The following is a 22,305-nucleotide window of genomic DNA, read 5'->3' on the forward strand; positions in this document are numbered from 1 at the left end:
TGGATTAGAACTTCATCCGTGCGCCAAAGTAGAATTGGCGGCCCGAATTGGAGACGTCGAACAACAGATCGTTGGCAACATTGCCTTGTGCCGTGTTGTAAGTGATGCGGCTGTCTTGGGCCTCATCGGTCAAATTGGTGCCTTCCAGCACGAAGGTGATCTTGTCGTTGAGCTTGTAGGAGATTTGCATATCCAACGAGCTCACACCCTCTTTGCCCCAGAGATCAGCTGACGATCCAGGCAAGAGCACCGAAATATAGCCGTCACGATAGGAGTAGGACACCCGACCCGACAATTGCTTGCCTTCATAATAAAGGGTGGCGTTGTAGGAATTGGGCGACATGCCAATCAGATTGTAAGCGGCATAAGTGGTGGTGGTCGCAGTCGAGGAGATCACATAATTGATCGTCGATTCCACCTGCGTGTAGTTCAAGATCATGCCAGTGTTCGACAAGAAGCTTGGCAAGAAGTTGAACGGCTGATTGACCGAGACTTCAAAGCCTTGCAGCTCGCCGCCTTGCGTATTGATCGGCTGAGTCACCGTGTAGGCGGTGGCTGCGCTTTGGCCCGTGCCATCGAGCAGCGAGACATCATAGCCAGTTTCGCCGAACGGAACGGTGCGCACCAAGGATTGGATCCAAGATTGCAGGTCTTTCTTGAACAGGCTGACCGTGAACAAGGTGTCCTTGCTGGGATACCATTCAATGCTCATGTCATAGGTGTTGGCGCGGATCGGGTCGAGGTACGGGTTGCCGATCGACAGCGTGTTGCTGGTGGTGTTGATCGAACCGGCAGGTGAGAGGCTGGCCAAGGTTGGCCGCGACATGGCTTTGGCGGCCGCAAAGCGTACCAAGACATTTTCCATCGGCTCAATCGTCAAGTTGAACGCAGGCAAATAGTCTTCATAAGAACGCTTCAGCGTGATTTTTTCCAAGACTGCGCCGCGTGAGAAGAAGCCGTCCACCGTTTGCGAGGTGCCGACATAGCGCACGCCGATATTGCCGCGAACAGGCATGGAGGCCAGCTCGGTCTGGAAGTCAGACTGCAGATAAAGGGCGGTATCTTCTTCTTGAGCCGAGCGGTTGTTCGCCCGCGCATTGCTGTTGATCTTATTGACCGTGAACTGGCCCCATTGATTGGTGCAGTTACAATTATAGTTAAACTTAGCGCGGATCTTATCCAGATCGGGGACCAAATAGGTCAAGCCGGCGACCGTGACGGCACGGGAATAATTGGCCAGATTGCCGTTCAACTCGGTGACGATGCCAGAGCCTGGAGCGGCAGCTTCGTTTGAGGTTTGGTCAGAGGTCGTGTAGCGGCGCCATTCTTGGGTCTCAAACGAGAAGACCTTGAACGAACCACCAAACTTGAAACGCACATTGTCCTTCCACTCATATTTGAAGTCCATCGCGCCGGTATTGTAGGTGTTTTCCACCGTTTGTGGGCGCAGGCGGATCAAGGACGCATCGCCATTGGCATTGGTCGAAGCGGTGGTGGACGAGGCTGCTGCATATTGCCAATAGCAGGCCTGGGCGATGTTACAGCCAGTCGCGCTCTTACCAAAGTCGATGATCGGCTTGGTCATGTCCGTCAGGTCATATTTATAGCCTTGGACATTGTAGGATTCGAACGTGAAGGTGGTTTGCTCTGGATTGTCGAGATAGGAGCGCGAGCTGCCGATCAAGAGTTTGCCAGAGAATTTGTCATTGAACTGCTGGTCAATGGTGAAATTGACTTGATTGAAGGTGGTCTTCAACTCGTCAAAGCGCATTTCGGTGCGGATATCCACGTCATTAAAGGCCGCCTTGGTGATCACTTTGCGGCTGTCGATCGTGTAGTCATAGATATCGGTCTGCGGCACACCGGCGGTGTTGCGCGAGAATGAGATTGGCTCGAGATTATATTCGATCCGGTCTGCGCTAAATTCTGAATGCAAGATATCCAAGCTGAAGGTGGTATTCTCCGTTGGGCGATATTGCAGCGAACCCGTGACCCCCAAACGCTCGGCATCGGTGACGAATTGGGAGGTGCGTAGGAAGCGCGGGTAGATGGCTTGCGTCACTGCCAAGGCTTCACCCGTCAAAGTCGGGTTGGTGGCGTTGATTTCGGTGGTGTTGCAAACGCGGGTGGTTGCCGTGGTGCAAGGCGTGATTGGCAGGAAAGTCCGGCCGCCATCGGTTGAATAGGATTGCAGACGGCCAGCGTTGGCTGCGGAATACGCATTCTGCCAACGACCCGAGTTCGGACCTTCTTCGAAGTTCTGCTTGGTCGAATAAGCGACCGAGAACAAAGCGCCCAATTTGCCATCGGCCCAGCGGTTCGACACCATGAACGTGCCGCGCTTGCCGACGTCTTCGGACAGATCATTGTAGCCCGCTTGTACCGAGCCAGCCATGGTGAAGCCCTTGTAGTCAAACGGGCGTGCGGTGCGCAGATCGACGGTTGCCCCCAGCGAACCTTCTTCAATTTCTGCGGAAGTCGACTTGCGGACGGTCAAGGAGTTGAACAATTCCGATGCAAAGACGTTGAAGTCAAAGCCGCGACCGCGGTTTGCGCCGCCGTCCTTGTCTTTGCCGCCGGTGGTCGAGATGGCTTCAAGGCCGTTCAAGCGCACACGGGTAAAATCAGGCCCCAAGCCCCGCACGGTGATGGTCTTGCCTTCGCCGCCTTCGCGGTCGATGGCGACCCCTGGAATGCGCTGCAGGGATTCAGCCAAGTTATTGTCAGGGAATTTGCCGATGTCTTCCGCTTTGATTGAGTCGACAATGTCGATCTCAGCGCGTTTGGTTGCAATCGCCGAGCGCAACGATTCGCGGAAAGAGCCGCGCACGATGATAACTTCAGCTTGCTTCTCAGTTTCGCCTGCACTGGTCGTTGCGGTTTGCGCGTGGACGAGACCTGCTTGGAGGCTTGCCGCGGCAACACCCATCATCAGAACGGCGGTAAGACGTATCTTCCGTGACATTGTTAACTCCCCTCGAGGCGTTGCCCCTATTTCGTCTTTTCGGGTTTCCTGCAACAGCGCGCAGTGACCCGTCAGACAGTCTTTTGCTACCGGTAGCATTTTCGAAAATGTCACCGGTGTCAATCCTAATTTGACCACAGGATGAAACTTGATTGCAGTGCTGGGGGCGGCTCAATGCAGATGGGCCTTGCTTGCGGCGCGGTGAGAGGCAAGGCTAAAAGGAAAAGACGCATGCAGAGGTTCTTGTGAAACACGAAGCTGACCCTGAAGACGCAGAGCCATCGTCCAGCACGCAAGTTGCTGGCGGAGAGGCCATTTTGCGCGGGAAGGCGACGATCAATGATGTGGCGCGCTTGGCCAAGGTTTCAAAAAAGACCGTCTCTCGCGTCATTAATGAATCACCCTTTGTGAAACAGAAGACCCGCGACGCCATTAAGGCGGTCATTGCCGAGCTGGGTTTCACGCCAGACCCACAAGCCCGCGCCCTAGCCCGCCGCAAGAGCTTTTTGGTTGGCTTGGTCTATGACAATCCGAGCCCGCAATATGTCGTGAACATTCAGCGCGGCATTTTGGATGCGCTGGAAGGCACCGACTTCCAATTGGTCTTGCATCCCTGTGACCGGTCGAAGCCCGATCATGTCGCTCGCATCCAATCCTTCATTCAACAGCACAAGCCCTTTGGCCTGATCCTGCCGCCCTCAGTGTCGGAGGATGAACCTTTGGCGCTGGCCCTAAATGAGGCTGATGTCGATTATGTGCGCATCGCGTCGGTAGAACTGGATACACCGTCGCGCATGATCCGCACTTTGGACGGCGATGGTGGGGCGGCTGCAGGGCGGCACTTAGCCGATCTTGGTCATCGCAACATCGCCCATATTCACGGTCCCTTGAGCTTCCGTTCTACCCATGAACGCCGGGCTGGTTTTGAGCGCGCGCTGGCGGAAACGGGCCTCGTGCTGCGTCCAGAGATGGCGGTAGAAGGTGGCTATACGTTTGAAGGCGGGGTTGTTGCGGCAGAGCACTTATTGGCCCAACCAAATCCGCCCCAAGCCATTTTTGCGGGTAATGATGAAATGGCGACGGGGGCCTATGTGGCCGTGCGCCGGGCAGGGTTTCGCATTCCTGAAGATATTTCCATTGTCGGCTTTGACGATACCCCGATTGCCGGCAGGCTCTGGCCTGCTTTGACCACGGTTCGGTTGCCAATCCGTGAGATGGGGTCAGCGGCTGCGACTTTGCTGCTCCAGACCGCCGATGGCATGACCGCGAAGAAGCTGATTACCTTCTCGCCTGAGATCATTGTGCGGGGATCAACGGCGGCACCTGAAGCGCCTTAAGCGCCGCAATCGCACTTGCCCGCTCACAGCCCCACTTGTCAGATGAAATCTTCCCGTATAAGACTTTGTCTCATATGACACCGGTTACCATAATGGTGACGGCGCTGGCTTGGGAGGGCCAAAAAGATGTTCGACAAGGTTTATCACGCCACCCATCCAGACATGATGGCCGGGGCCGATAATGACGCGCTGCGCGCCCGCTATGTGGTTACGGGCTTGTTCCAAGCCGATGAAATTCATCTGAATTATTCGCATAATGAGCGGATGGTTGTTGGTGGCGCGATGCCCGTCCATTCCCAAGTTGTGCTGCCACATCAGACCGAGCCTGCCTCTGCCGCTGGTCATCCTTTCTTGGAACGCCGCGAACTAGGCCTGATCAATGTCGGCGCGGGCGTCGGGATCGTCCATGTCGACGGCGTGGCGCATGAGATTAAGCCGCGCGACGGCCTCTATGTGCCGATGGGCTCAAAAGATGTGATCTTCGCGTCGCAATCGGCTGATGCACCTGCCAAATATTATCTGGTCTCAACCCCAGCCCATGCCCGCTTTGAAGTCGCTAAAATCTCGATCGAGACGGCTGTACCGCTCGAGCGTGGATCGCTGGCCGAATCCAATGAGCGCGTGATCTACCAATATATCGTGCCCGCGACGGTGAAGTCCTGTCAGCTATTGTTAGGTCTGACCCAGCTCAACACCGGCAGCGTCTGGAACACCATGCCGCCGCACCTGCATGACCGCCGTTCAGAAGTCTATTTCTACTTCGGCTTGGGCGAGAAGGATCGGGTTTTCCACTTCATGGGGGAAGAGGATAAGATCCGCCATATCGTCATGGAAAATGATGAGGCCGTGATCTCGCCGCCTTGGTCGATCCATATGGGTTCGGGTACCCGCAATTATTCCTTCATCTGGGCAATGGGCGGGGAAAACCTCGACTATACAGACCTCGCGGTCTGCGACATCTGCCAGTTGAAATAGGCCGGGGGAGAAGATCATGAGCCTTTCTTTTTTCAACCTGTCCGGCAAAGTCGCGCTCGTCACGGGTGCTAACACAGGTCTCGGCCAGGGTATCGCTTTGGCCTTGGCTGAAGCGGGGGCTGATATTGCCGCCGCTGGCATCGTTCCTGCGGACGAGACGGGTGCCAAGATAACGGCGCTGGGTCGTCGTTTCATCAATATTGACGCCAATCTGATGAGCATTGAGCCTGTGGACCGCATTGTGGCAGAGACGCTGTCGGGTCTCGGCGGTCTCGACATTCTGGTCAATAATGCAGGCCTCATTCGCCGTCAGGATGCAGTCGATTTCTCCGAGAAGGACTGGGATGATGTGATGAATGTCAACATCAAGTCCGCCTTCTTCATGAGCCAAGCCGCCGGTAAAGTGATGATTGGCCAAGGCAGCGGCAAGATCATCAACATCGCCTCAATGTTGTCCTTTCAAGGCGGCATTCGCGTGCCGTCTTATACGGCATCCAAGAGCGGCATCGCTGGCATCACCAAGCTGTTGGCGTGTGAGTGGGCGGCTAAAGGCCTCAACATCAATGCCATCGCGCCCGGCTATATGGCGACGGACAATACCGCCCAATTGCGGGCAGACGAAGAACGCTCCAGCGACATTTTAAAGCGCATCCCCGCTGGTCGTTGGGGGGAGCCTTCTGATCTGGGCGGCACGGCTGTCTTTTTGGCGTCAAAAGCGTCAGACTACCTCAATGGAGCTGTCATCCCCGTCGATGGCGGGTGGCTAGCAAGGTAGAAGTCGATGGCAGGATCAGTCGTTTGTTTCGGGGAATTGCTGATCCGACTCAGTGGGCCGGGCCATGAGCGCCTGTTGCAAACCCCAAGCTTAGACGTGGCGATTGGCGGGGCAGAAGCCAATGTCGCGGTCTGCCTCGCCCGCCTCGGCAATCAGGCTCGTATGGCGAGTGTGGTGGCCGACAATGAGTTGGGCCAAGCCGCCATTGCCGAAATCCGAAAGCATGGTGTCGACACAAGTCTGGTTCGTCAGACCAAAGGCCGCATGGGACTTTATTTCCTGTCACATGGCGCGGTTAGCCGCCCGTCTGCGGTGCTGTATGACCGCGCTGACAGTGCCTTTGCAAAATCGGCTGCCGATCTCACCAACCCCGCCGACGTCCTAGCCGGGGCTGAATGGCTGCATGTTTCTGGCGTAACCCCTGCCGTAGGGCCACAGGCCTCCAAGGCGGCTTTGGCCCTTGTTGAAGCTGCGACGCAAGTCGGGGTCAAAGTCTCGTTTGATGGCAATTATCGCGCCCAGCTTTGGGCCGCTTGGGCAGGCGATGGGCCTGCCATCCTGAAACAAATCCTCTCGCATGCGACCTTGGCTTTCATCAATGAGCGCGATGTCGAACTCATTTTGGGTGAGCGCTTTGAAAACCGGGAAGCCGCCTTGCAACGCGCCTTTGAGGTGTTCCCACGGCTGCACTGGATCGCAGCCACAACGCGCACTTTGGCCTCGGTCACCCACCAAGGCTTGCAAGGCGAATTGGTCAGCCGAACCGAGCGTTTTGTCTCGAAAGAACATGAGCTCGCAGGCGTTGTGGATCGCATCGGCGCGGGTGATGCCTTTGCTGCCGGCCTGCTGCATGGCCTTTTGGCGCAGCATGGGCCTCAAGCCTGTTTGGAATTTGCCGTGGCCTCCGCAGTGATCAAACACTCCATCCCCGGCGACTTTAACTTGACCAATCTTCAGGAAGTCACTGAAGGCATGGCTGGTGGCGGGCTCGATGTCCGCCGTTGAAGTTGGCGCGCTTGGTGGTGCCACGTCGCGCCGCATGATCTTGGCCGGTGGCTTGCTCACAGGCCTGCTTCCTCAAACCCTGTGGGCGGATGAAGCGCAAAGTCTGGTCCAAACGACCTTTGGCCCCGTGCGGGGGCGCAAGCAGGCAGGACTGCATGTGTTCAAGGGTGTCCGCTATGGTGCTGATACCGCGACCACGCGCTTTGCAGCCCCTAAGCCACCCACGCCGTGGCAAGAGCCTGTGGAGGCCATCGATTATGGTCCTGCCAGTCCGCAGGCAGGCAGCGAACCTAACCAATCTGAAGATTGCTTGTTCCTCAATGTCTGGACCGCCAGCCTTGATCCGCGCGCGAAGAAGCCAGTCATGGTCTATATCCATGGCGGGGCTTACAATACCGGTTCTGGCTCCTCGCCTTTGACCGATGGCAGTGGTTTGGCGGCAGAAGAAGATGTGGTGGTCGTCACCCTCAACCACCGCCTCAATGCCTTTGGCTATCTCTATCTGGGCCAGCTTCTTCCAGACCTTGCGCCAGATAGCGGCAATGCAGGGCAGTGGGACTTGGTGCTGGCGCTCACTTGGGTGAAAGCCAATATTGCCCGCTTTGGCGGCGATCCATCCCGCGTCATGCTGTTTGGGCAATCGGGCGGTGGGGCCAAGATTGCATCATTGATGGCCGCCCCTGTGGCTTCTGGTCTATTTCATGCGGTCGCGACCATGAGTGGTCAACAGGTGACGGCCTCTGGCCCCCTTAACGCTACTGCACGAGCAAAGGCGTTTTTGGACGCCTTGAAAGTTTCCTCGCACGAAGTGTTCACTATACCCACGGCGCGCCTGATCGAGGCTTTAAACACAGCAGATCCTATCAATTCCACCCAAAAGCTTTATTTTGGGCCGGTGTTGGATCAACGCCATCTGCCACGCCATCCATTCTGGCCAGACGCGCCATCTCTGTCGGCGCATATTCCAATGATCCTAGGCAATATGGCCAATGAGACCCGCACTCTGATTGGCCGATCAAATCCTGCCGCCTTTAGCCTGAGCTTTGACGCGCTACCGAGCTGGCTTGCCACCCACATGCGGACCGATATTTCGCCAGCCCATGTGATTGCGACCTATCAGGCCGCCTATCCCGGCATCTCTGCCTCAGACTTATTCTTCGCCGCAACGACGGCGGGACGGTCCTGGCGCGGGCAAGTGGAAGAGGCTGATGCACGCGCCCGCCAAGGCGCGCCGACTTGGGTGTACCGCTTTGATCTGAAAAGCCCGGAAGATGACGGTAAATGGGGGGCCTATCATACACTCGATATCCCTCATGCCTTCCGCACCTTAGCCGCCTCTGGCCCCATGACGGGCACAGGCCCTGAGGCGCGTAAGGTGAGTAGGGAGCTTTCCTCCGCCCTTGTCAGTCTGGCCCGTACGGGATCGCCTCAGACCAAGGGCCTGCCATCTTGGCCGCTTCACAGTTTGAAGCGGCGGGAGACGATGATCTTTGACACCACGACACGTGTGGAATTTGATCCGCGCGGGGTGGAGCGCGCTTTGTTTCAGACCGTGCCTTTCATCCAATGGGGTAGCTGATGGGCCGGACGCTTTCGTCGCTGGGTTTGGCCAGCCTACTTCTGGCTGCCAGCGCCAGCGCGCAAACCCCTACCCAAGCTCTGCGCGCTTTTCCCGGTGCCGAAGGGTTTGGCGCGTTCACCCAAGGCGGGCGCGGCGGGCGCGTCATCAAGGTGACCAATCTGGCAGATGCAGGACCGGGCAGTCTGCGCGCCGCAATAGAAGCCAAAGGCCCGCGCATCATCCTGTTTGAAACGGGTGGCACGATTGAGCTTCAGTCGCCTTTGGTGATCCGCAATCCGTTTGTGACCGTCGCTGGCCAAACGGCCCCGGGAGACGGGATTACGCTCAAAGGCCACGCCCTTTTGGTCTCTGCCAGTGAAGTCATCGTGCGCTTCATCCGGGTGCGGCCGGGCGACATCTCTAAGACTGAGACCGATTCCATCTCGCTGACCGCTGGCCGCAACATCATCATCGATCATTGCTCGGCCTCTTGGTCGACGGATGAGACTTTGTCGGTCTCGCAGCAAATGACCCAAGGCGAACGGCAATTGGACCTTGTGACGGTGCAATGGTCCATCGTCTCAGAATCCTTAGACCAATCGGTCCATTCTAAGGGCGCGCATGGCTATGGGTCACTCGTGCGCGGGTCGGCCGGGTCTCGCTATAGCTTTCACCATAATCTCTGGGCGCATCATCGCGCGCGCTTACCACGGCCTGGCAATTTCGCCGACGCCAAGCTCGACCCCAAAGGCCCGATCTTCGACTTCACGAACAACGTCTTTTACAATTGGGGCAGCGACGGCTCCGGCTATAATGTCGATGACACGGCCATCAGCCGCTATAGCTTCCGCGCCAATTCTTACCGTCAAGGCTCGAACTCAAAATCCGCTTTGGCATTCGTCGAGTCAGCCCCCGGCGCGCAAGCACATTTCTCGGGCAATTTCATGAATGGGGTGGGCGCAGATACCGCCGCCATTGTCCGTCTGAAGCGGCCGCTTGAGGGCTATTTCTCCGCCACACCGTTTGAAAATGGCGGGTTGGTTGCAGAGCCTGCCTTGCAGGCGGAAGAAAAAGTCTTGGCCAAGGCTGGGGCTTCGCTGGTGCGCGACACCGTCGATGCGCGCGCGGTACAAGATGTGCGCGCCCGGACCGGGCAGATCATCAATTCCCAAGCCGATGTGGGCGGCTGGCCCGCGCTTGCGACGGGCAACCCGCGCCCAGACAGGGACGGGGATGGCTTACCAGATGCGTGGGAAATCCAGTACAAGCTCAACCCAGATGATGCGCGCGATGCCGCACTCGACCCCGATCAAGATGGCATCAGCCACCTAGAAGTCTGGCTGAACGCGCTGGTTCGCGGATTAGGCCACTAAGCCTGGCAGCCACAGCGACAGCTGCGGGAAGATCATCACCAGAGCCAGAACAAAGAGTGCCGCCAGATAGAAGGGCCACATGCCGCGTACGGCTTCCATCACGCTGATCTTGCCAATCGACGCGCCTAAGAACAGCACCGAGCCAACAGGTGGCGTCACCAGACCAATGCCCGCGGACAGGATCAGCACGACGCCAAAATGCACCGGGTCAATATGATAGGCCTTGGCCACGGGCAGGAAGATGGGCGTGGAAATGATGATTAGCGGCGCCAAATCCATGAAGGTGCCCAAGACCAAAAGGCACAGCACCATCAAGGCGAGGACCGTCAGCTTGTCATGGGCAATCGCTTTCATGGCGTCCACCGCGTGGCTGGGCACTTGCAAATAGGCCATCATCCAGCCAAAGGCACCGGCTGCACCAATAACAAAGAGGACAGAGCCGGTGGTTTTGGCTGCCCCCTTGGCGGCATCGACGAAGGCGTTCCAGCTGAGGCTGCGATAGACGATCAACGTCACCAAGACTGCATAGACCACGGCCACTGAAGCGCTCTCAATTGCCGTAAAAATCCCGGCCTTGATGCCCACAAAGATAATCAACACCAGAACCAAAGCTGGCAAGGCCGTGACGAAGGTCGTCAAAAGTGCGCGCGCACCCACCTTGCCTTCGGCTTGATAGCCGCGCTTTACCGCCAGAATATAGGCCGTCGCCATGACGGCGAGCGCCAGCATTAAGGCTGGAATAATCCCTGCTGAGAAGAGGGCCGTGATCGAAATGCCACCACCAGCCGCAGCCGAAAACAGGATCATATTGTGCGAGGGCGGCACCAAAAGCGCGACGAGAGCCGCTGAAATCGTCACATTGACCGCATAATCCTTGTCATAGCCGCGTTGGGCCATTTGTGGGATCATGGTGCCACCAACGGCTGAGATATCAGCAATGGCAGAGCCTGACACGCCGCCAAACAAGGTCGAGGCGACAACACTGACTTGGGCGAGGCCACCCCGGAAACGGCCAACCAGGGCGCTGGCGAGCGCAATAATCCGCTCAGAAATGCCGCCCTTCAGCATCAACTCACCGGCGAATACAAACAGCGGGATGGCTAGAAGGCCGACCGACGAGATATCCGCTGCTGCTTGTTGGCCAACCACGATCGGCGGGATGCCCGCCACGAGAGCGGCACTAATGGTGGAAATGATCAAGGCAATCGCTACGGGCGCGCCGAGAACCAGAAGAAGGGCGAAGACTAGGAAAAGTGCCGCAAGAGCCATCAGTTTCGTCCTTAGTTTTTCTGGCGCGCGACGAGGCGCTCAGCCGCAAACAGCGCCATGATGCTGGCACCAATGGCAAAGGGCACATAGCGAATGCCTGCTGGGATGGGTGCACCTGCCATGCTGACATCCCAATTATCTAAAGCGAGAGTCATGCCCCAATAGGCCAACAAAAGCGCGACGCCTAAGGTGAGGGCGAGAAGCAATCTGCGAACAAGGGCTTGGATGCCTGCAGGCATGGCGTCGAGGATGTTGGAGAAGGAAAAGTGCGTGCCTTCCCGGACCCCAACCGCGGCGGCCATCATCACGGTCATGCCCATGAAGAAGACCGAAACGGGCTCGGTCCACCCCGGCGAATTATTCAAAATATAGCGGGCAAAGACCTGCCAAGCCTGCACCAAGGTGATGATGACAAGGCCCGTTAGGGCGACAATTTTACAGGCATTGGCCAGACGGTCTAACAAGCTGACAGGGCCAAGCGGAGCTGAATTTTGTTCGTTTTCCATGTCAAACCATCGCTCTGACAGCCGCAAAAAGGCGCGCGACATCGGGGTTGCTAAGGCGTTTGGCGTTGATGGGGTCGCAGACGGCTTTGAAGGCTGCCTTATTGACCTCCACCATTTTGGTCCCGGCTGCGAGGGCTTTGGTGCGCGACTCGGCTTCGGTTTTCACCCAAGCTTCCCGCATCACGGCCACAGAAGCCTTGGCAAGGTCGCGAACCAAGGCTTGGTCCTTTTGGCTCAACTGGCCAAAGCTTTTGGCGGACATCATCAGGAATTCTGGCGAATAGGAATGTTGGGTTTGCGACCAATAATGGGCTACTTCGAGGTGACGCGCGGTCTCAAAGGTTGGCCAATTATTCTCCGCCCCATCGATCAAGCGGCTCTGTAGCGAGGAATAAACTGCACTGAAGCTTAAAGGCGTCGGGTTGGCCCCCATCGCGCCGACGGCATCGATAAAGACATCCGATTGCGGCACGCGAATTTTGAGGCCATGCAGATCCTTCGGCGTCTCAATCGGCCGATGCGTATTGTAGAAACAGCGACCACCAGCGTCATAAGAGGCCAGGCCGATCAGATCGCGCGCTTGAAAGCCGTCGAGGATTTCTTGACCCACTGCCCCATCGAGGACGCGGTGCAGATGGTCATCATTCTCAATCACAAACGGCATGGAGACCACTTGGGTCAGTGGAAAGGCATTGTTGAGGGCTGCCGCATTGGCGCGACAAATGTCGATCACACCTGATTGCGCCAAAGAAATCGTATCATCCTCGGCACCTAATTGGCCGGAAGGATAGCTGCGAATGGACAACCGACCACCGGTTTCTTTCGCTAAATTTTCCCCCAACCACTTCACGGCCGTAACAGTTGGATAGCCGTCGCGGTGCACGTCACAAGCGGTCAAAACGCCACCTGCGCTGTGGGGTTGGCAGGCAGAAACCAGTGGCAAAGCAAGGCCTGCTGTGGCCAAAAGATTGCGCCGAGTAAACATCATTTTTGTCCTGAAGTTTGGGCTGCGGCCAATCTGTGGCAGGCAATTTTTCCATCCTGACCAAAGTCTGCAATCGCATGATCGCCGGGCTTGGCATCATGCACGCCGGAGACAGCACCCGTTGAGATCAACATCCCACGCTTTAAGGGCAGGCCACGACTTGCCGCACAATTCAGCGCAAAGACCAAAGACTGGGTAATGCCGCCTGGAAATGCCGTCACAATCCCCGTGCCTACCACATCGCCATTGATCGTGACGGCACATGTCAGCTCTTCCAGCCGTGCCCGCCAGTTCTGAACCGGCTTGCCAAGGATCAGGCCCCAATTATTGCCGAAATCGGAGACCACCACGGTAGGGCCAAGGTCGTTAATCGTGGCAAGCGGGCTGCCGGCGACTTCAATGCCGGTCCAAAGTTCGCCGACCAGAGCCAGCGCCGAACTTGCATCATAATTGGTCTTGCCGGGTTCTGCGTCGAAGGCCAATTCAAACACATATTCGCCTTCAACTGCACAAAAGCCACCAGAAATGGCCGCGAAATCTTGCTCGGCTTCACCATCTGCTCGTTGGAGCGATCCGGCAAAGATCGGCCCGATCAAACGGTCGGTGCCATGCACATCGACCAGATCGCCCAAGATGCGCCCGACCTTCCAGCCCACCAATGTGTCTGGCCAATCGGCGATCGCGGCATCCTGAATTGAGTAAGATTCATCCAGCGCGCGAGGCAAAGGTCCCGGGAATTCTGACAAGGCAGCTTGGCTCAAGCGCGCAGCCCGAAATTGGCCAGCTATCGTGCTGGCTTGCGTGGCGCTGTAAGGCTCTTTCACGGAGTCGCGGGTCTGAAACATGTGCGCTTTCGTCCTTTGATTTTCATGATTGCGCATTTTGGAAACCGGTGTCAATATGCATGAACAACACAAAATCGACGGTCCATCTTCTGTTTGGATCGTGAAGCAGGGGAGAAGCGGCATGAACCGCAGACAGCTATTGGGTGCGACTTCAGCGGCAGTTGTGGGTTTGATTGCCAGCCCCAGCATGGCGCAGACCATTGCCAGCGCGGCTGCTGCTAAGGCATTCCCCGGTGCTGTGGGTTGGGCTGCGAACACCGTCGGCGGACGGGGTGGACAGATCCTGCGCGTCACGACTTTGGCCAAGGACGGCCCTGGTTCCTTCAAGCAAGCGATTGAGACCAAGGGCCCTCGAATCATCGTGTTTGAAGTGGGTGGCGTGATTGATCTGGAAGCCACCACCTTGAAGATTACGGAGTCGTTTTTGACCATTGCAGGCCAAACGGCACCCTCGCCCGGAATCACCTTGATCCGTGGCGGCTTGGACGTGGCGGCCTCTGACGTCATCATGCGCCACATTCGCGTGCGGGCCGGTGAGGCTGGTAAGCCGAAGATGAGCGGGAATGATTTTGATTCTTTCTCCACCATTGGTGCGCGCAACGTGATCGTTGATCACTGCAGCCTGACCTGGGGTACGGACGAAAATCTGTCAGCCTCTGGCCCGCGCTTTACTGGCAAAACCCCGGCCGAATGGCGGGCAGGCACCTCGCGCCAGATCACCTATTCCAACAATTTGATTGCCGAAAGCTTGGCTAATGCGACCCATGCGAAGGGGGAGCATTCGAAAGGCTCACTCATCCACGACAATGCCAATGACGTGCTGATTTATCGCAACGTCTATGCCCATAATGTCGAACGCAACCCCTTGTTCAAAGGCGGTGTGCATGGTGCGATTATCAATAATCTCATTTATAATCCGGGCTACCGCGCCATTCATTACAATCTGATGGCCAATGAATGGGGCGCTCAGCCGTTCCAGAATGGCCGGATGACCGTGATCGGCAATGCCATGCGCGGTGGGCACAATACAACACCGGGCCTACCGCTTGTGATGCTGGGGGGCCACGGCGACCTCGACCTCTTCATGCGGGATAATATTGCCCAAGACATGAATGGCAAAACCCTGCCACAGATGGGCCGCTACACATCTGGTGCTGCGAAAATCAATCTGGCCACCCAGCCGCTCGACCTGCCGGCTGGCTTGAAAATTAGCCCTGCTGCTGGCCTAGAGGCAGACCTATTGACCAAAGTTGGTGCGCGTCCTTGGGACCGTGACGCCCACGATGTGCGGATCTTGGCGGATATCGCCGAAGGGCGTGGCAAGATCATTGATAGCGAAAGCGAAGTCGGCGGCTATCCGGTGCAAAAGCCAACCTATCGTGCCTTCGTGCCCGACGATTGGGACTTGGCAACCATGGAGCCGCGCCGACCAGATGTGCTGGATGCTGGGGCTAAATCGCGCGGGACCTAGGGTTTAAGGTTTCGGGAAGCCGTGATCTTGCGCCCAAGCCAGCACCAAGTCTGGCCATAGGGCCAGCGGCGTGCCCGCGATTCCACGTAGGCCAAAGCCGTGCCCGCCTTTTTCAAACAGGTGCAGGGTGACCGAAACTTTGCTGCGCCGTGCCGCCTCATGCAGCAGCAGCGCGTTTTCAACGGGCACGGCTGGATCGTCTTCGGCGTGCAGGATGAATAGGGGCGGCGCGTCTGCCCGCATGTTCGTCTCGAGTGAATAAGCCGCTATGGCGGCAGGGCTGGGCGTTAGCCCAATCATATTCTCGCGTGATTTGAGGTGACGGAACGGCTCTGTCATGGTCACGACCGGATACATGAGGACCGCCAGATCAGGCTTGGCCGAAAGTGCATCGACCCCATCTCGCGACGGGGTGATGACTTGATCGAATTTGAGGGCGAGGGAGCCTGCGACATGGCCGCCAGCGGAAAAGCCCATCACCATGACTTTGTTGGCTTGGATGCCGTCTTGGCCCGCCCGCGAACGGATCAGACGCATGGCACGTTGGGCGTCTTGCAAGGGCGTGTCTGGCCCTGCCACCCAGCCTTGATGGGGTAAGCGATGGCGCAAGACATAAACGGTGTAGCCAACAGCCGCGAAGCGCTTGGCCCCCTCATAGCCTTCCTTGTCGATCACCACCCAGGAATAGCCGCCGCCTGGAATAATCAAAATGGCGGCCCCATTGGGCTTGTTGGGTCGAAATAGACTGAGATTTGGTGTCGCCACATTGTGGGCTGCGCGGTCGACCAAGTTGAAGGGATTGTTCCGAAAGACAATTTCTTCTTTGGGAAGTGGATTTGGTGCACCCGGTGCAGGGCCCGGCCAAAGATTGATGATCTCGTCAGGCTCAATCTGAACCGCGCCTGTCTGCGCATTCAATGTGGCGGGGGAGCCAAGCAGATAGACGAGCCCGCAGAGCCATAAGGAGACCCGTCTCGCGAGGCCCTTGGGGCGCTTCAAATCATCCATCGCACATTCCATTCCTCGATCTTGAGCTGGCTTATCCACTAGGTGGAGGAGGCTGCATTCTGTGCACGTCGGTTCACGGGTACCTTAAGTTGATCACCTTGCACCTTTGCCCGCGTCCTTTTAAGCGATTGCATCGCTTTTCTCACACTTTTGTGGGCGAAGCACCCCAAAAAACGTCCCGAGTACAGACTGTTGCCTTTGCCTTACTTTGTCATGCCCTGCGTGGTAAGGGTTGTAGGCGCGTCGTGGTTTCCTTGATAGACAGAGCGCCGTAGAAAGTAGCTTCCAAACCCCATGTCTTCTTCGGACAATTCTTCACGCAAGCCCCAAGCGAGCCCGATGGGGTCTGCCGCTGGCAAAGCCTCTGCGACGTCGGGGACCTTGAGTGAAGGGGAACGAGATCGCTTTGCCGATCTGATGGAAGCGGTCGCGATTCACAAAGATAAAGCGGCTTATGGGGAGTTGTTCGCCTATTATGGCCCTCGGGTGAAGGCCTATCTGATGCGTCTGGGTGCTGACAATGCGCTCGCCGAAGAACTGGCCCAAGATGTGATGGTCACGGTTTGGCGCAAGGCAGATCTGTTCGACCGCACGCAAGCTTCGGTCTCCACCTGGTTGTTCCGGGTGGCGCGCAATAAGCGCATTGATGCCATTCGCCGGACGACCAAGCCTGAGCTCGACCCCAATGACCCGCTTCTCTTGCCATCTGCACCACCCGCTGCGGATTCGCTGATAACAGGGGCTGAGCGCGACCAATTGGTGCGCGCCGCGATTGTCGATCTGCCCGAAGAACAGCGTCAACTCTTGCATCAAGCCTTTTACGACGGCCTGTCGCACCGCGAGATTGCTGAGCAGACCGGCACGCCTTTGGGCACGGTTAAGTCCCGCCTGAGACTGGCTTTTTTAAAGCTCAGGTCGAAACTAGATAGCCCTGACTGACCTATTGCGGCCAATTCGCCTTGACGTTAGGAAATGGCAACCAATATCGCTTAACTTGGAAACGCGAATGAGCCCTCGCTCTGCCGCGCCGAGACTTTGAATGGACCTTTCGGGGTTGGGATTAGGGAAGAAAATGATCAGCGCCTATCCTGATGACTTCCTGACAGCAGACCCGTCTCTGCGCCTGCTGGTTGAAACCCAAGCGGCCCTCAAAGGCATTTCCCCGATCCCATTCGATTTTGGCGATCTCATTGGCGGCGACGCGTTGGAAGCCCAAGCCCCGGCCCCGGTTTCAGATAACTTTCTTGCAGGCGTTTTGGCACAAATTGATGCGCTGGAAGACAGCCAAGCCCAAGCCCGTGAGGCTGTTCATGCGGCTGGTCGTGCAATCGACGAACTCTTAAGCCTGCCCCAACCCTTGCGCGACATCAGCCTTGAGTCTGCGGCCCACGAAGGCTGGACCTTTGCAGGGCCGGGCGTCAAATCCATGCCGCTGGAAACGGGCGGGGCCTTGCGCGCTAAGCTGTTGCGGATTGAGCCCGGCCATGGTGCCCCCCATCATGACCACACCGGCACCGAATATACATTGGTGGTCGCAGGGGCTTTTGAAGATGGCACCGGCATGTTTGGCCCCGGCGATTTATCGATCAAGCGGCCCGGCCAAATGCACCATCCCGTCGCTTTACCCGGTGGGGTTTGTTTAGCTTTGACGGTGGAAGAAGGCGACATCGCTTTGACCGGTGCGCTCGGCATGTTGCAGCGCCTGTTCACCCGCCACTAGGCCGACCCTAGCCTTCTCGCCGCACCTGCCTCTTGACCCTCGGCTCGGACAGGGCAATGAAGCCCCAATCATCATGTGACGTCCACATGATTGGAAGCATTCTCAGCGGCAGGAGCTCTCATGAGCAGCGAAACGAAAGAAACTGGCTATCCAACCGGAACCCTGATGAAGGGCAAGCGCGGCCTGATTATGGGCGTGGCCAATGACAAGTCGATCGCATGGGGCATTGCCAGCCAATTGGCCGCCCAGGGCGCAGAACTGGCTTTTACCTATCAAGGCGAAGCGCTGGAAAAGCGCATGCGGCCTTTGGCGGAAAGCGTCGGCTCTGACCTGATCCTGCCCTGCGATGTCACCGATGATGCCGCCTTGGACACCGTCTTTGCAGCCATCCAGGAAAAATGGGGCGGGCTAGACTTTTTGGTCCACGCGATCGCCTTTTCCGATAAGAATGAGCTGAAGGGTTCGTTTGTGGAAAATACAACGCGCGAAAACTTCCTCCGCACCATGGATATTTCGGCCTTCTCATGGGTGGCTTGTGCGAAGCGCGCCGCCCCCTTGATGTCGCCCGGCGGCTCGATGATCACTTTGTCCTATTTGGGGGCAGAGCGCGTCTTGCCATCTTATAATGTGATGGGCGTCGCCAAGGCAGCGCTGGAAGCCGCCACCCGCTATATCGCGCGCGACTTGGGCCCCAGCGGCATCCGCGTGAACGCCATCAGTGCAGGGCCGATGCGCACCTTGGCCTTGGCCGGCATTCAAGGCGGCCGTGGCCTCGTCAATACGGGCCGCGAGTGGTCCTTGATGAAGGAAGACACGACGATGGAAGGCATTGCAGGCTGTGCGCTGTGGCTCTTGTCCGATATCGGCCGCTCCACCACCGCCGAAGTCATCCATGTCGACGCAGGCTTCCACGTCGTCGGCGTGCCGGATGGTTTGAACGAGGGCTGAGCTATCGGGAGTGACCCATGATTACCCACAGCGACGATTATTTCATCAAGGGATGTGGTCGTTGTGGGCGATTTGAGACGCCAGACTGTTCGGTCCATTTGTGGAGCCAAGGGCTCACCGCGCTTCGTCAGCTGTGTTTAGAGGCGGGTCTGACTGAAACGGTGAAATGGGGCCATCCCTGCTATCAGGAGGGGGATCGCAATATCGCTCTCTTGGGCGCGCATCGCGATAGCTTTATTCTGACCTTCTCCAATGCCGCGCTGTTAAAGGACCCAGAGCAAATCCTGGAGCGCGCTGGCCCCAACACCCAGACGGCCGACCTTGTGCGGTTTAAAGATGTGGCAGAAGTGCAGGCCTTGGCCCCCACGCTTAAAGTCTATTTGGCTGAGGCGATTGGCTATGCCCGGGCAGGCCTTAAGCCCGTCAAAACCCAAGCAGAATTCGACTTACCCGATGAGCTGATTGAGGCCCTCGATGCCGATCCAGAGCTGGCACAAGCCTTCCTCGATCTGACCCCTGGCCGACAGCGCAGCTATGTCATCGCCCTTAATTCCACCCAAAACCCGGCCACGCGCCGGGCGCGGATTGATAAGTTTCGTCCTAGGATCTTGCGCGGGAAGGGGGCGTTGGAGCGGGAGTAGGGGTGTGTTTGGCGCGATGCCGCAATATAATGGGAATTGTTCTTGAGAACTTGATATGGGCAGCATTGTCGGAATGAATGGTCAGACAAGTTTACTCCCGGTCATTGTGGCGTCCTTGAGGTAGAGCATATGAAGATCTGTCCCTATTGTGATCAAGATGCAGTCTGGCAGGTAGGATTGAACGCCTCTCCCGAATGCACCTTTTCGATGTGTTTTGAATGCGACTCGGTTTGGGCGCAAGGCGAAGCAGTTTCGGATGAGACTGGAACAAACTTTGAAGACTTCATGTCTTCAATGGGTCGGGTTGCTGATTGGAGCATAGTAGAAAAGATTACTATGGTTGAATAGCAACGCGCTCCGCACGTCGGCTGCATTCCCTTCGACACAGACCAGCGCCATCGCAATTACCCAAAGACATTCTACTTCGGAAGGCCTTTGCCGCAGGCTCTGCCTAGGCAAAGGCCGTGTTCGAGTTTGGGCGCGCAAGATGGGGCGTCAAGGGGTTCATCGACTTCGTCGACGCGCGAAGCGCGCCCCTTGACCCCCCAGCTTGCACAATAAGAATTGTCGGGCGGCTCTGGTGCGAGCGAAGCGAGGCTTAGAGCCGTTCTAAGTTTTCGGAACGCTCCTTTGTCACCCGCCTCAAAACGCCTTCGTCAGCCCAAACTGAACCTGCCGTGGTGCGCCCGGCAAAATGCCGCGAGAGCGGTCGACGATGGTGCGGGCGTCACCGGCATTTTTGACGGCGATATAGGCACCCAGTGGCCAGCTTTCGGGGTGGATGTTCAGCGTTAGGTTCCAGATGTCGGCAGCCTTGATCAAGCCGCGTTGCCCGTCCGCCGTTGGGGCGACCGTATTGAGGTCGTCGGTGAACATGTCGTCGGTGCGGACATATTCAACTTGAAACTCACCCATCGTGCCAAGCTGATAGCCGATAGCGGCATTGATCAGCCATTCGGGCGCATAGGGTAGGCGGTTGCCGGTCACCGACCGCGTTGTGTTGCCCGAGACACCGGAGAAGCGCGTGCCGACATAGCTGGCGTCGGCCACATGGGTCAGGGCGGCGCGGAAGAACAGGTCATTGCCGCTCGTCATCAAGCCCATATCGGCGAGAGAGCCACGCAGCGAGGCCTCAAAGCCTTGGTGCAGGGTTTCGCCAGCGCTCGTCAGCGTGGCACCAGCCCCGCCAGCGACAGAGCTCGGCACGATCTGATTGTCAAAGTCCATGCGGAACCAGGTGAGATCAACGGCCACACCTTTGGTGAGGTCGCCACGCAAGCCCGCTTCCCAATTGGTGCTGGTCTCAGGGCCGAGATTGACCGAAGACCCCGTCGTATTGTTGATCGCATCTTCCACGCGCGGCGGCGAAAAGCCCTTATGCACGCCAATATAGGCGGCAAATCTGGGGTTAATCTTGTAGGAGACGCCAAGACCTGGAATCCATTCCTGCAATTGATCTTCGCCACGCACAGGGCTGGCTGGGTTCAGGCGGTTCACGCGCTGAAAATCAATATGCTCATAGCGCACGCCCGGGGAAATCGTCCAAGCCCCGATACTGGCCTTGGTGGTGGCAAAACCCGACCAAGCCTGCAGATAGCGCAAATTGTTTTCGCGCACGCCTGCATTCACGCTGATACCCGGCGTGCGGCCCGTTGGAGTGTCGGAGTTGATTTGCAAACGGTTTTGCCGCTCATCACTATAGCGGACGCCATATTCGCTCTCAAACCGCACGCTGCCGATCTCGCCGCTATGGCTCAAGCGGCTTTCAAGGCCATAGGTATGATATTCGCGCAGGCGGCCTTCATTGCCACAGGTGGTCAAAAGGTTGGCCATGCTGGCGCAAGCGGGGTCGGAGGAATCATTGGGGCGCTGGGCAGAGTTGGAGGATTGCCGCCACCAGTCGCGATTAAACCACGAATAAGAGGCCGAAGTCTTCAAAGTGGTCGTATCATTGATCTCCCATGCCCACAGCATAGAAGCCCCCACGCGGACGGCTTTGAACCCGTCATTCACAAAGGGGTTTTGACGGCGATTGGCCAGATATTCGGCCTGGGTCAAGCCTGAATAGGTGACTTGGCTATCTTCGCCATAGCGACTGACGCGCAAGGTCAGATCATGGTGCTCGCCCAAGCTTTTTTCCAGTTTGAGATAGAGGTCATTGATTTTAAGCGATTGATTGTCGCGCACACCATCAGATTGGGTCGCGTTCGCATGGACAAGCGCGCGCATGCCCGCGATGGGGCCACCCAGATTAAGGTCTGCTTCCAAATAGCCGTCTGAGCCCGCAGCCCACGTCGCTTGGCCTTCAAAGGCTTCTGGCGCTGGTGGGGTCACATAATTGATGACGCCGCCGACCGTGTTGGGCCCAAACCGGATTTGGCTGGCCCCTTTGAGGATTTCAATCCGGCTATAGCGGCGGATCGGCGGGTGATAATAGGTGGCATTGTCGCCATAGGGCGCAAAGCTCAAGGGCAAGCCGTCTTCCAAGAGGAGGACTTTGCTGGAGCGTGTGGGCGACAGGCCGCGAATACCAATATTGGGGCGCAGGCCCATGCCTTCTTCATCGCGCGCAAAAACGCCCGGCACTTGGCGTAGCGCTTCATTGACGGACAAGACGCGTGCGCGCACCAGATCGGCCTGCTCAATCGTGGCACCAGAGCCTGGAATGGTCCGCAAACCATCTTTTTGCCCAATGACGATAATGGTCTCGACGGGGGCTGCCGCTTCGGCGGCGGCCAAGCTTGGGGCCAAAAGGGCAAGGCCCCCAGCACACAGAGCGCTCGTGAGTGAGGGGAGGGGACGGTTCGGCTTGTTTATAGTGATACTCATTCTTAGTTTCATATTGCGAATGATTTGCAAAAACAACTAGGCCAAATCGTAAATTACAGTCATCGCTGGCTTTTTCAGGGTTTCCTCTCTAT

Annotated in this window: 18 protein-coding genes; 11 read left to right on the plus strand and 7 right to left on the minus strand. The window is 57.3% G+C overall.

Features of this window, described 5'->3' with window-relative positions; all coding sequences use genetic code 11:
* Positions 1-4: 4 nt before the first annotated feature.
* Entirely contained in the window at positions 5-2,965 is a 2,961-nt protein-coding gene (locus ACOVRA_RS12955) for a TonB-dependent receptor (protein ID WP_421720662.1), read from the minus strand.
* A 245-nt stretch (positions 2,966-3,210) separates the two neighbouring features.
* Here ACOVRA_RS12955 and ACOVRA_RS12960 point away from each other — a divergent pair, with 245 nt between their 5' ends.
* The 6 genes from ACOVRA_RS12960 to ACOVRA_RS12985 all read left to right on the plus strand — a co-directional run bounded on the left by ACOVRA_RS12960 (position 3,211) and on the right by ACOVRA_RS12985 (position 9,991).
* Complete coding sequence (locus tag ACOVRA_RS12960; RefSeq protein WP_421720663.1) at positions 3,211-4,302, plus strand: LacI family DNA-binding transcriptional regulator; 1,092 nt, start codon at positions 3,211-3,213, stop codon at positions 4,300-4,302.
* A 126-nt stretch (positions 4,303-4,428) separates the two neighbouring features.
* The gene (kduI, locus tag ACOVRA_RS12965; protein ID WP_085341092.1) at positions 4,429-5,277 is read left to right on the plus strand and encodes a 5-dehydro-4-deoxy-D-glucuronate isomerase; all 849 of its coding nucleotides are present in this window, start codon (positions 4,429-4,431) and stop codon (positions 5,275-5,277) included.
* Positions 5,278-5,293: 16 nt separating this feature from the next.
* Positions 5,294-6,052 (plus strand): 2-dehydro-3-deoxy-D-gluconate 5-dehydrogenase KduD, encoded by a 759-nt coding sequence (kduD, locus tag ACOVRA_RS12970; protein ID WP_421720664.1) that lies wholly within the window; start codon positions 5,294-5,296, stop codon positions 6,050-6,052.
* A 6-nt stretch (positions 6,053-6,058) separates the two neighbouring features.
* A complete protein-coding gene (locus tag ACOVRA_RS12975; protein ID WP_421720665.1) occupies positions 6,059-7,057 on the plus strand; it encodes a sugar kinase in 999 nt (332 codons plus the stop codon).
* Complete coding sequence (locus ACOVRA_RS12980; RefSeq protein ID WP_421720666.1) at positions 7,044-8,636, plus strand: carboxylesterase/lipase family protein; 1,593 nt, start codon at positions 7,044-7,046, stop codon at positions 8,634-8,636. The genes ACOVRA_RS12975 and ACOVRA_RS12980 overlap by 14 nt, the downstream gene beginning before the upstream one ends.
* Positions 8,636-9,991, plus strand: a complete 1,356-nt coding sequence (locus ACOVRA_RS12985; protein WP_421720667.1) for a pectate lyase family protein — start codon at positions 8,636-8,638, stop codon at positions 9,989-9,991. Before ACOVRA_RS12980 ends, ACOVRA_RS12985 begins: the two co-directional genes overlap by 1 nt.
* On the opposite strand, the gene ACOVRA_RS12990 is transcribed toward ACOVRA_RS12985, so the two are convergent.
* Genes ACOVRA_RS12990 through ACOVRA_RS13005 form a run of 4 tightly spaced genes read right to left on the minus strand, consistent with a single transcriptional unit; the run spans position 9,980 to position 13,596 of the window.
* Positions 9,980-11,260: a TRAP transporter large permease gene (locus ACOVRA_RS12990; protein ID WP_421720668.1), complete on the minus strand. Its 1,281-nt coding sequence runs from the start codon at positions 11,258-11,260 to the stop codon at positions 9,980-9,982. The genes ACOVRA_RS12985 and ACOVRA_RS12990 overlap by 12 nt on opposite strands.
* An 11-nt stretch (positions 11,261-11,271) precedes the next feature.
* Complete coding sequence (locus ACOVRA_RS12995) at positions 11,272-11,766, minus strand: TRAP transporter small permease (protein WP_421720669.1); 495 nt, start codon at positions 11,764-11,766, stop codon at positions 11,272-11,274.
* Position 11,767: 1 nt separating this feature from the next.
* The gene (locus tag ACOVRA_RS13000) at positions 11,768-12,754 is read right to left on the minus strand and encodes a TRAP transporter substrate-binding protein (protein WP_421720670.1); all 987 of its coding nucleotides are present in this window, start codon (positions 12,752-12,754) and stop codon (positions 11,768-11,770) included.
* Positions 12,751-13,596: a 2-keto-4-pentenoate hydratase gene (locus tag ACOVRA_RS13005; RefSeq protein ID WP_421720671.1), complete on the minus strand. Its 846-nt coding sequence runs from the start codon at positions 13,594-13,596 to the stop codon at positions 12,751-12,753. Before ACOVRA_RS13005 ends, ACOVRA_RS13000 begins: the two co-directional genes overlap by 4 nt.
* A gap of 121 nt (positions 13,597-13,717) precedes the next feature.
* On the opposite strand from ACOVRA_RS13005, the gene ACOVRA_RS13010 reads away from it, so the two are divergent.
* On the plus strand, positions 13,718-15,067 hold the full coding sequence (locus ACOVRA_RS13010) for a pectate lyase family protein (RefSeq protein WP_421720673.1): 1,350 nt from the start codon (positions 13,718-13,720) through the stop codon (positions 15,065-15,067).
* 3 nt (positions 15,068-15,070) lie between these two features.
* On the opposite strand, the gene ACOVRA_RS13015 is transcribed toward ACOVRA_RS13010, so the two are convergent.
* Positions 15,071-16,075: an alpha/beta hydrolase gene (locus tag ACOVRA_RS13015; RefSeq protein WP_421720674.1), complete on the minus strand. Its 1,005-nt coding sequence runs from the start codon at positions 16,073-16,075 to the stop codon at positions 15,071-15,073.
* Positions 16,076-16,369: 294 nt separating this feature from the next.
* Here ACOVRA_RS13015 and ACOVRA_RS13020 point away from each other — a divergent pair, with 294 nt between their 5' ends.
* From ACOVRA_RS13020 to ACOVRA_RS13035, 4 genes are all read left to right on the plus strand, one after another.
* Positions 16,370-17,014, plus strand: coding sequence for a sigma-70 family RNA polymerase sigma factor (locus tag ACOVRA_RS13020; protein ID WP_290807100.1), 645 nt, complete (start codon positions 16,370-16,372; stop codon positions 17,012-17,014).
* A gap of 133 nt (positions 17,015-17,147) precedes the next feature.
* A complete protein-coding gene (locus tag ACOVRA_RS13025; RefSeq protein ID WP_421720675.1) occupies positions 17,148-17,795 on the plus strand; it encodes a cupin domain-containing protein in 648 nt (215 codons plus the stop codon).
* Between the two features lie 120 nt (positions 17,796-17,915).
* A complete protein-coding gene (locus tag ACOVRA_RS13030; RefSeq protein WP_290807104.1) occupies positions 17,916-18,743 on the plus strand; it encodes an enoyl-ACP reductase FabI in 828 nt (275 codons plus the stop codon).
* Between the two features lie 17 nt (positions 18,744-18,760).
* Positions 18,761-19,384: a YdeI/OmpD-associated family protein gene (locus ACOVRA_RS13035; RefSeq protein WP_421720677.1), complete on the plus strand. Its 624-nt coding sequence runs from the start codon at positions 18,761-18,763 to the stop codon at positions 19,382-19,384.
* Positions 19,385-20,026: 642 nt separating this feature from the next.
* Here ACOVRA_RS13035 and ACOVRA_RS13040 read toward each other — a convergent pair.
* Positions 20,027-22,213, minus strand: coding sequence for a TonB-dependent receptor family protein (locus ACOVRA_RS13040; protein WP_421720678.1), 2,187 nt, complete (start codon positions 22,211-22,213; stop codon positions 20,027-20,029).
* Positions 22,214-22,305: the final 92 nt, after the last annotated feature.

Source organism: Aquidulcibacter sp., assembly GCF_049239865.1.
Taxonomy (GTDB): domain Bacteria; phylum Pseudomonadota; class Alphaproteobacteria; order Caulobacterales; family Aquidulcibacteraceae; genus Aquidulcibacter.

Coding starts and splice junctions, on each gene's coding strand:
- ACOVRA_RS12955 (WP_421720662.1), bottom strand. CDS start 2,965: ATGTCACGGAAGATACGTCTTACCGCCGTTCTGATGATGGGTGTTGCC.
- kduI (WP_085341092.1), top strand. CDS start 4,429: ATGTTCGACAAGGTTTATCACGCCACCCATCCAGACATGATGGCCGGG.
- kduD (WP_421720664.1), top strand. CDS start 5,294: ATGAGCCTTTCTTTTTTCAACCTGTCCGGCAAAGTCGCGCTCGTCACG.
- ACOVRA_RS12975 (WP_421720665.1), top strand. CDS start 6,059: ATGGCAGGATCAGTCGTTTGTTTCGGGGAATTGCTGATCCGACTCAGT.
- ACOVRA_RS12980 (WP_421720666.1), top strand. CDS start 7,044: ATGTCCGCCGTTGAAGTTGGCGCGCTTGGTGGTGCCACGTCGCGCCGC.
- ACOVRA_RS12985 (WP_421720667.1), top strand. CDS start 8,636: ATGGGCCGGACGCTTTCGTCGCTGGGTTTGGCCAGCCTACTTCTGGCT.
- ACOVRA_RS12990 (WP_421720668.1), bottom strand. CDS start 11,260: ATGGCTCTTGCGGCACTTTTCCTAGTCTTCGCCCTTCTTCTGGTTCTC.
- ACOVRA_RS12995 (WP_421720669.1), bottom strand. CDS start 11,766: ATGGAAAACGAACAAAATTCAGCTCCGCTTGGCCCTGTCAGCTTGTTA.
- ACOVRA_RS13000 (WP_421720670.1), bottom strand. CDS start 12,754: ATGATGTTTACTCGGCGCAATCTTTTGGCCACAGCAGGCCTTGCTTTG.
- ACOVRA_RS13005 (WP_421720671.1), bottom strand. CDS start 13,596: ATGTTTCAGACCCGCGACTCCGTGAAAGAGCCTTACAGCGCCACGCAA.
- ACOVRA_RS13010 (WP_421720673.1), top strand. CDS start 13,718: ATGAACCGCAGACAGCTATTGGGTGCGACTTCAGCGGCAGTTGTGGGT.
- ACOVRA_RS13015 (WP_421720674.1), bottom strand. CDS start 16,075: ATGGATGATTTGAAGCGCCCCAAGGGCCTCGCGAGACGGGTCTCCTTA.
- ACOVRA_RS13020 (WP_290807100.1), top strand. CDS start 16,370: ATGTCTTCTTCGGACAATTCTTCACGCAAGCCCCAAGCGAGCCCGATG.
- ACOVRA_RS13025 (WP_421720675.1), top strand. CDS start 17,148: ATGATCAGCGCCTATCCTGATGACTTCCTGACAGCAGACCCGTCTCTG.
- ACOVRA_RS13030 (WP_290807104.1), top strand. CDS start 17,916: ATGAGCAGCGAAACGAAAGAAACTGGCTATCCAACCGGAACCCTGATG.
- ACOVRA_RS13035 (WP_421720677.1), top strand. CDS start 18,761: ATGATTACCCACAGCGACGATTATTTCATCAAGGGATGTGGTCGTTGT.
- ACOVRA_RS13040 (WP_421720678.1), bottom strand. CDS start 22,213: ATGAGTATCACTATAAACAAGCCGAACCGTCCCCTCCCCTCACTCACG.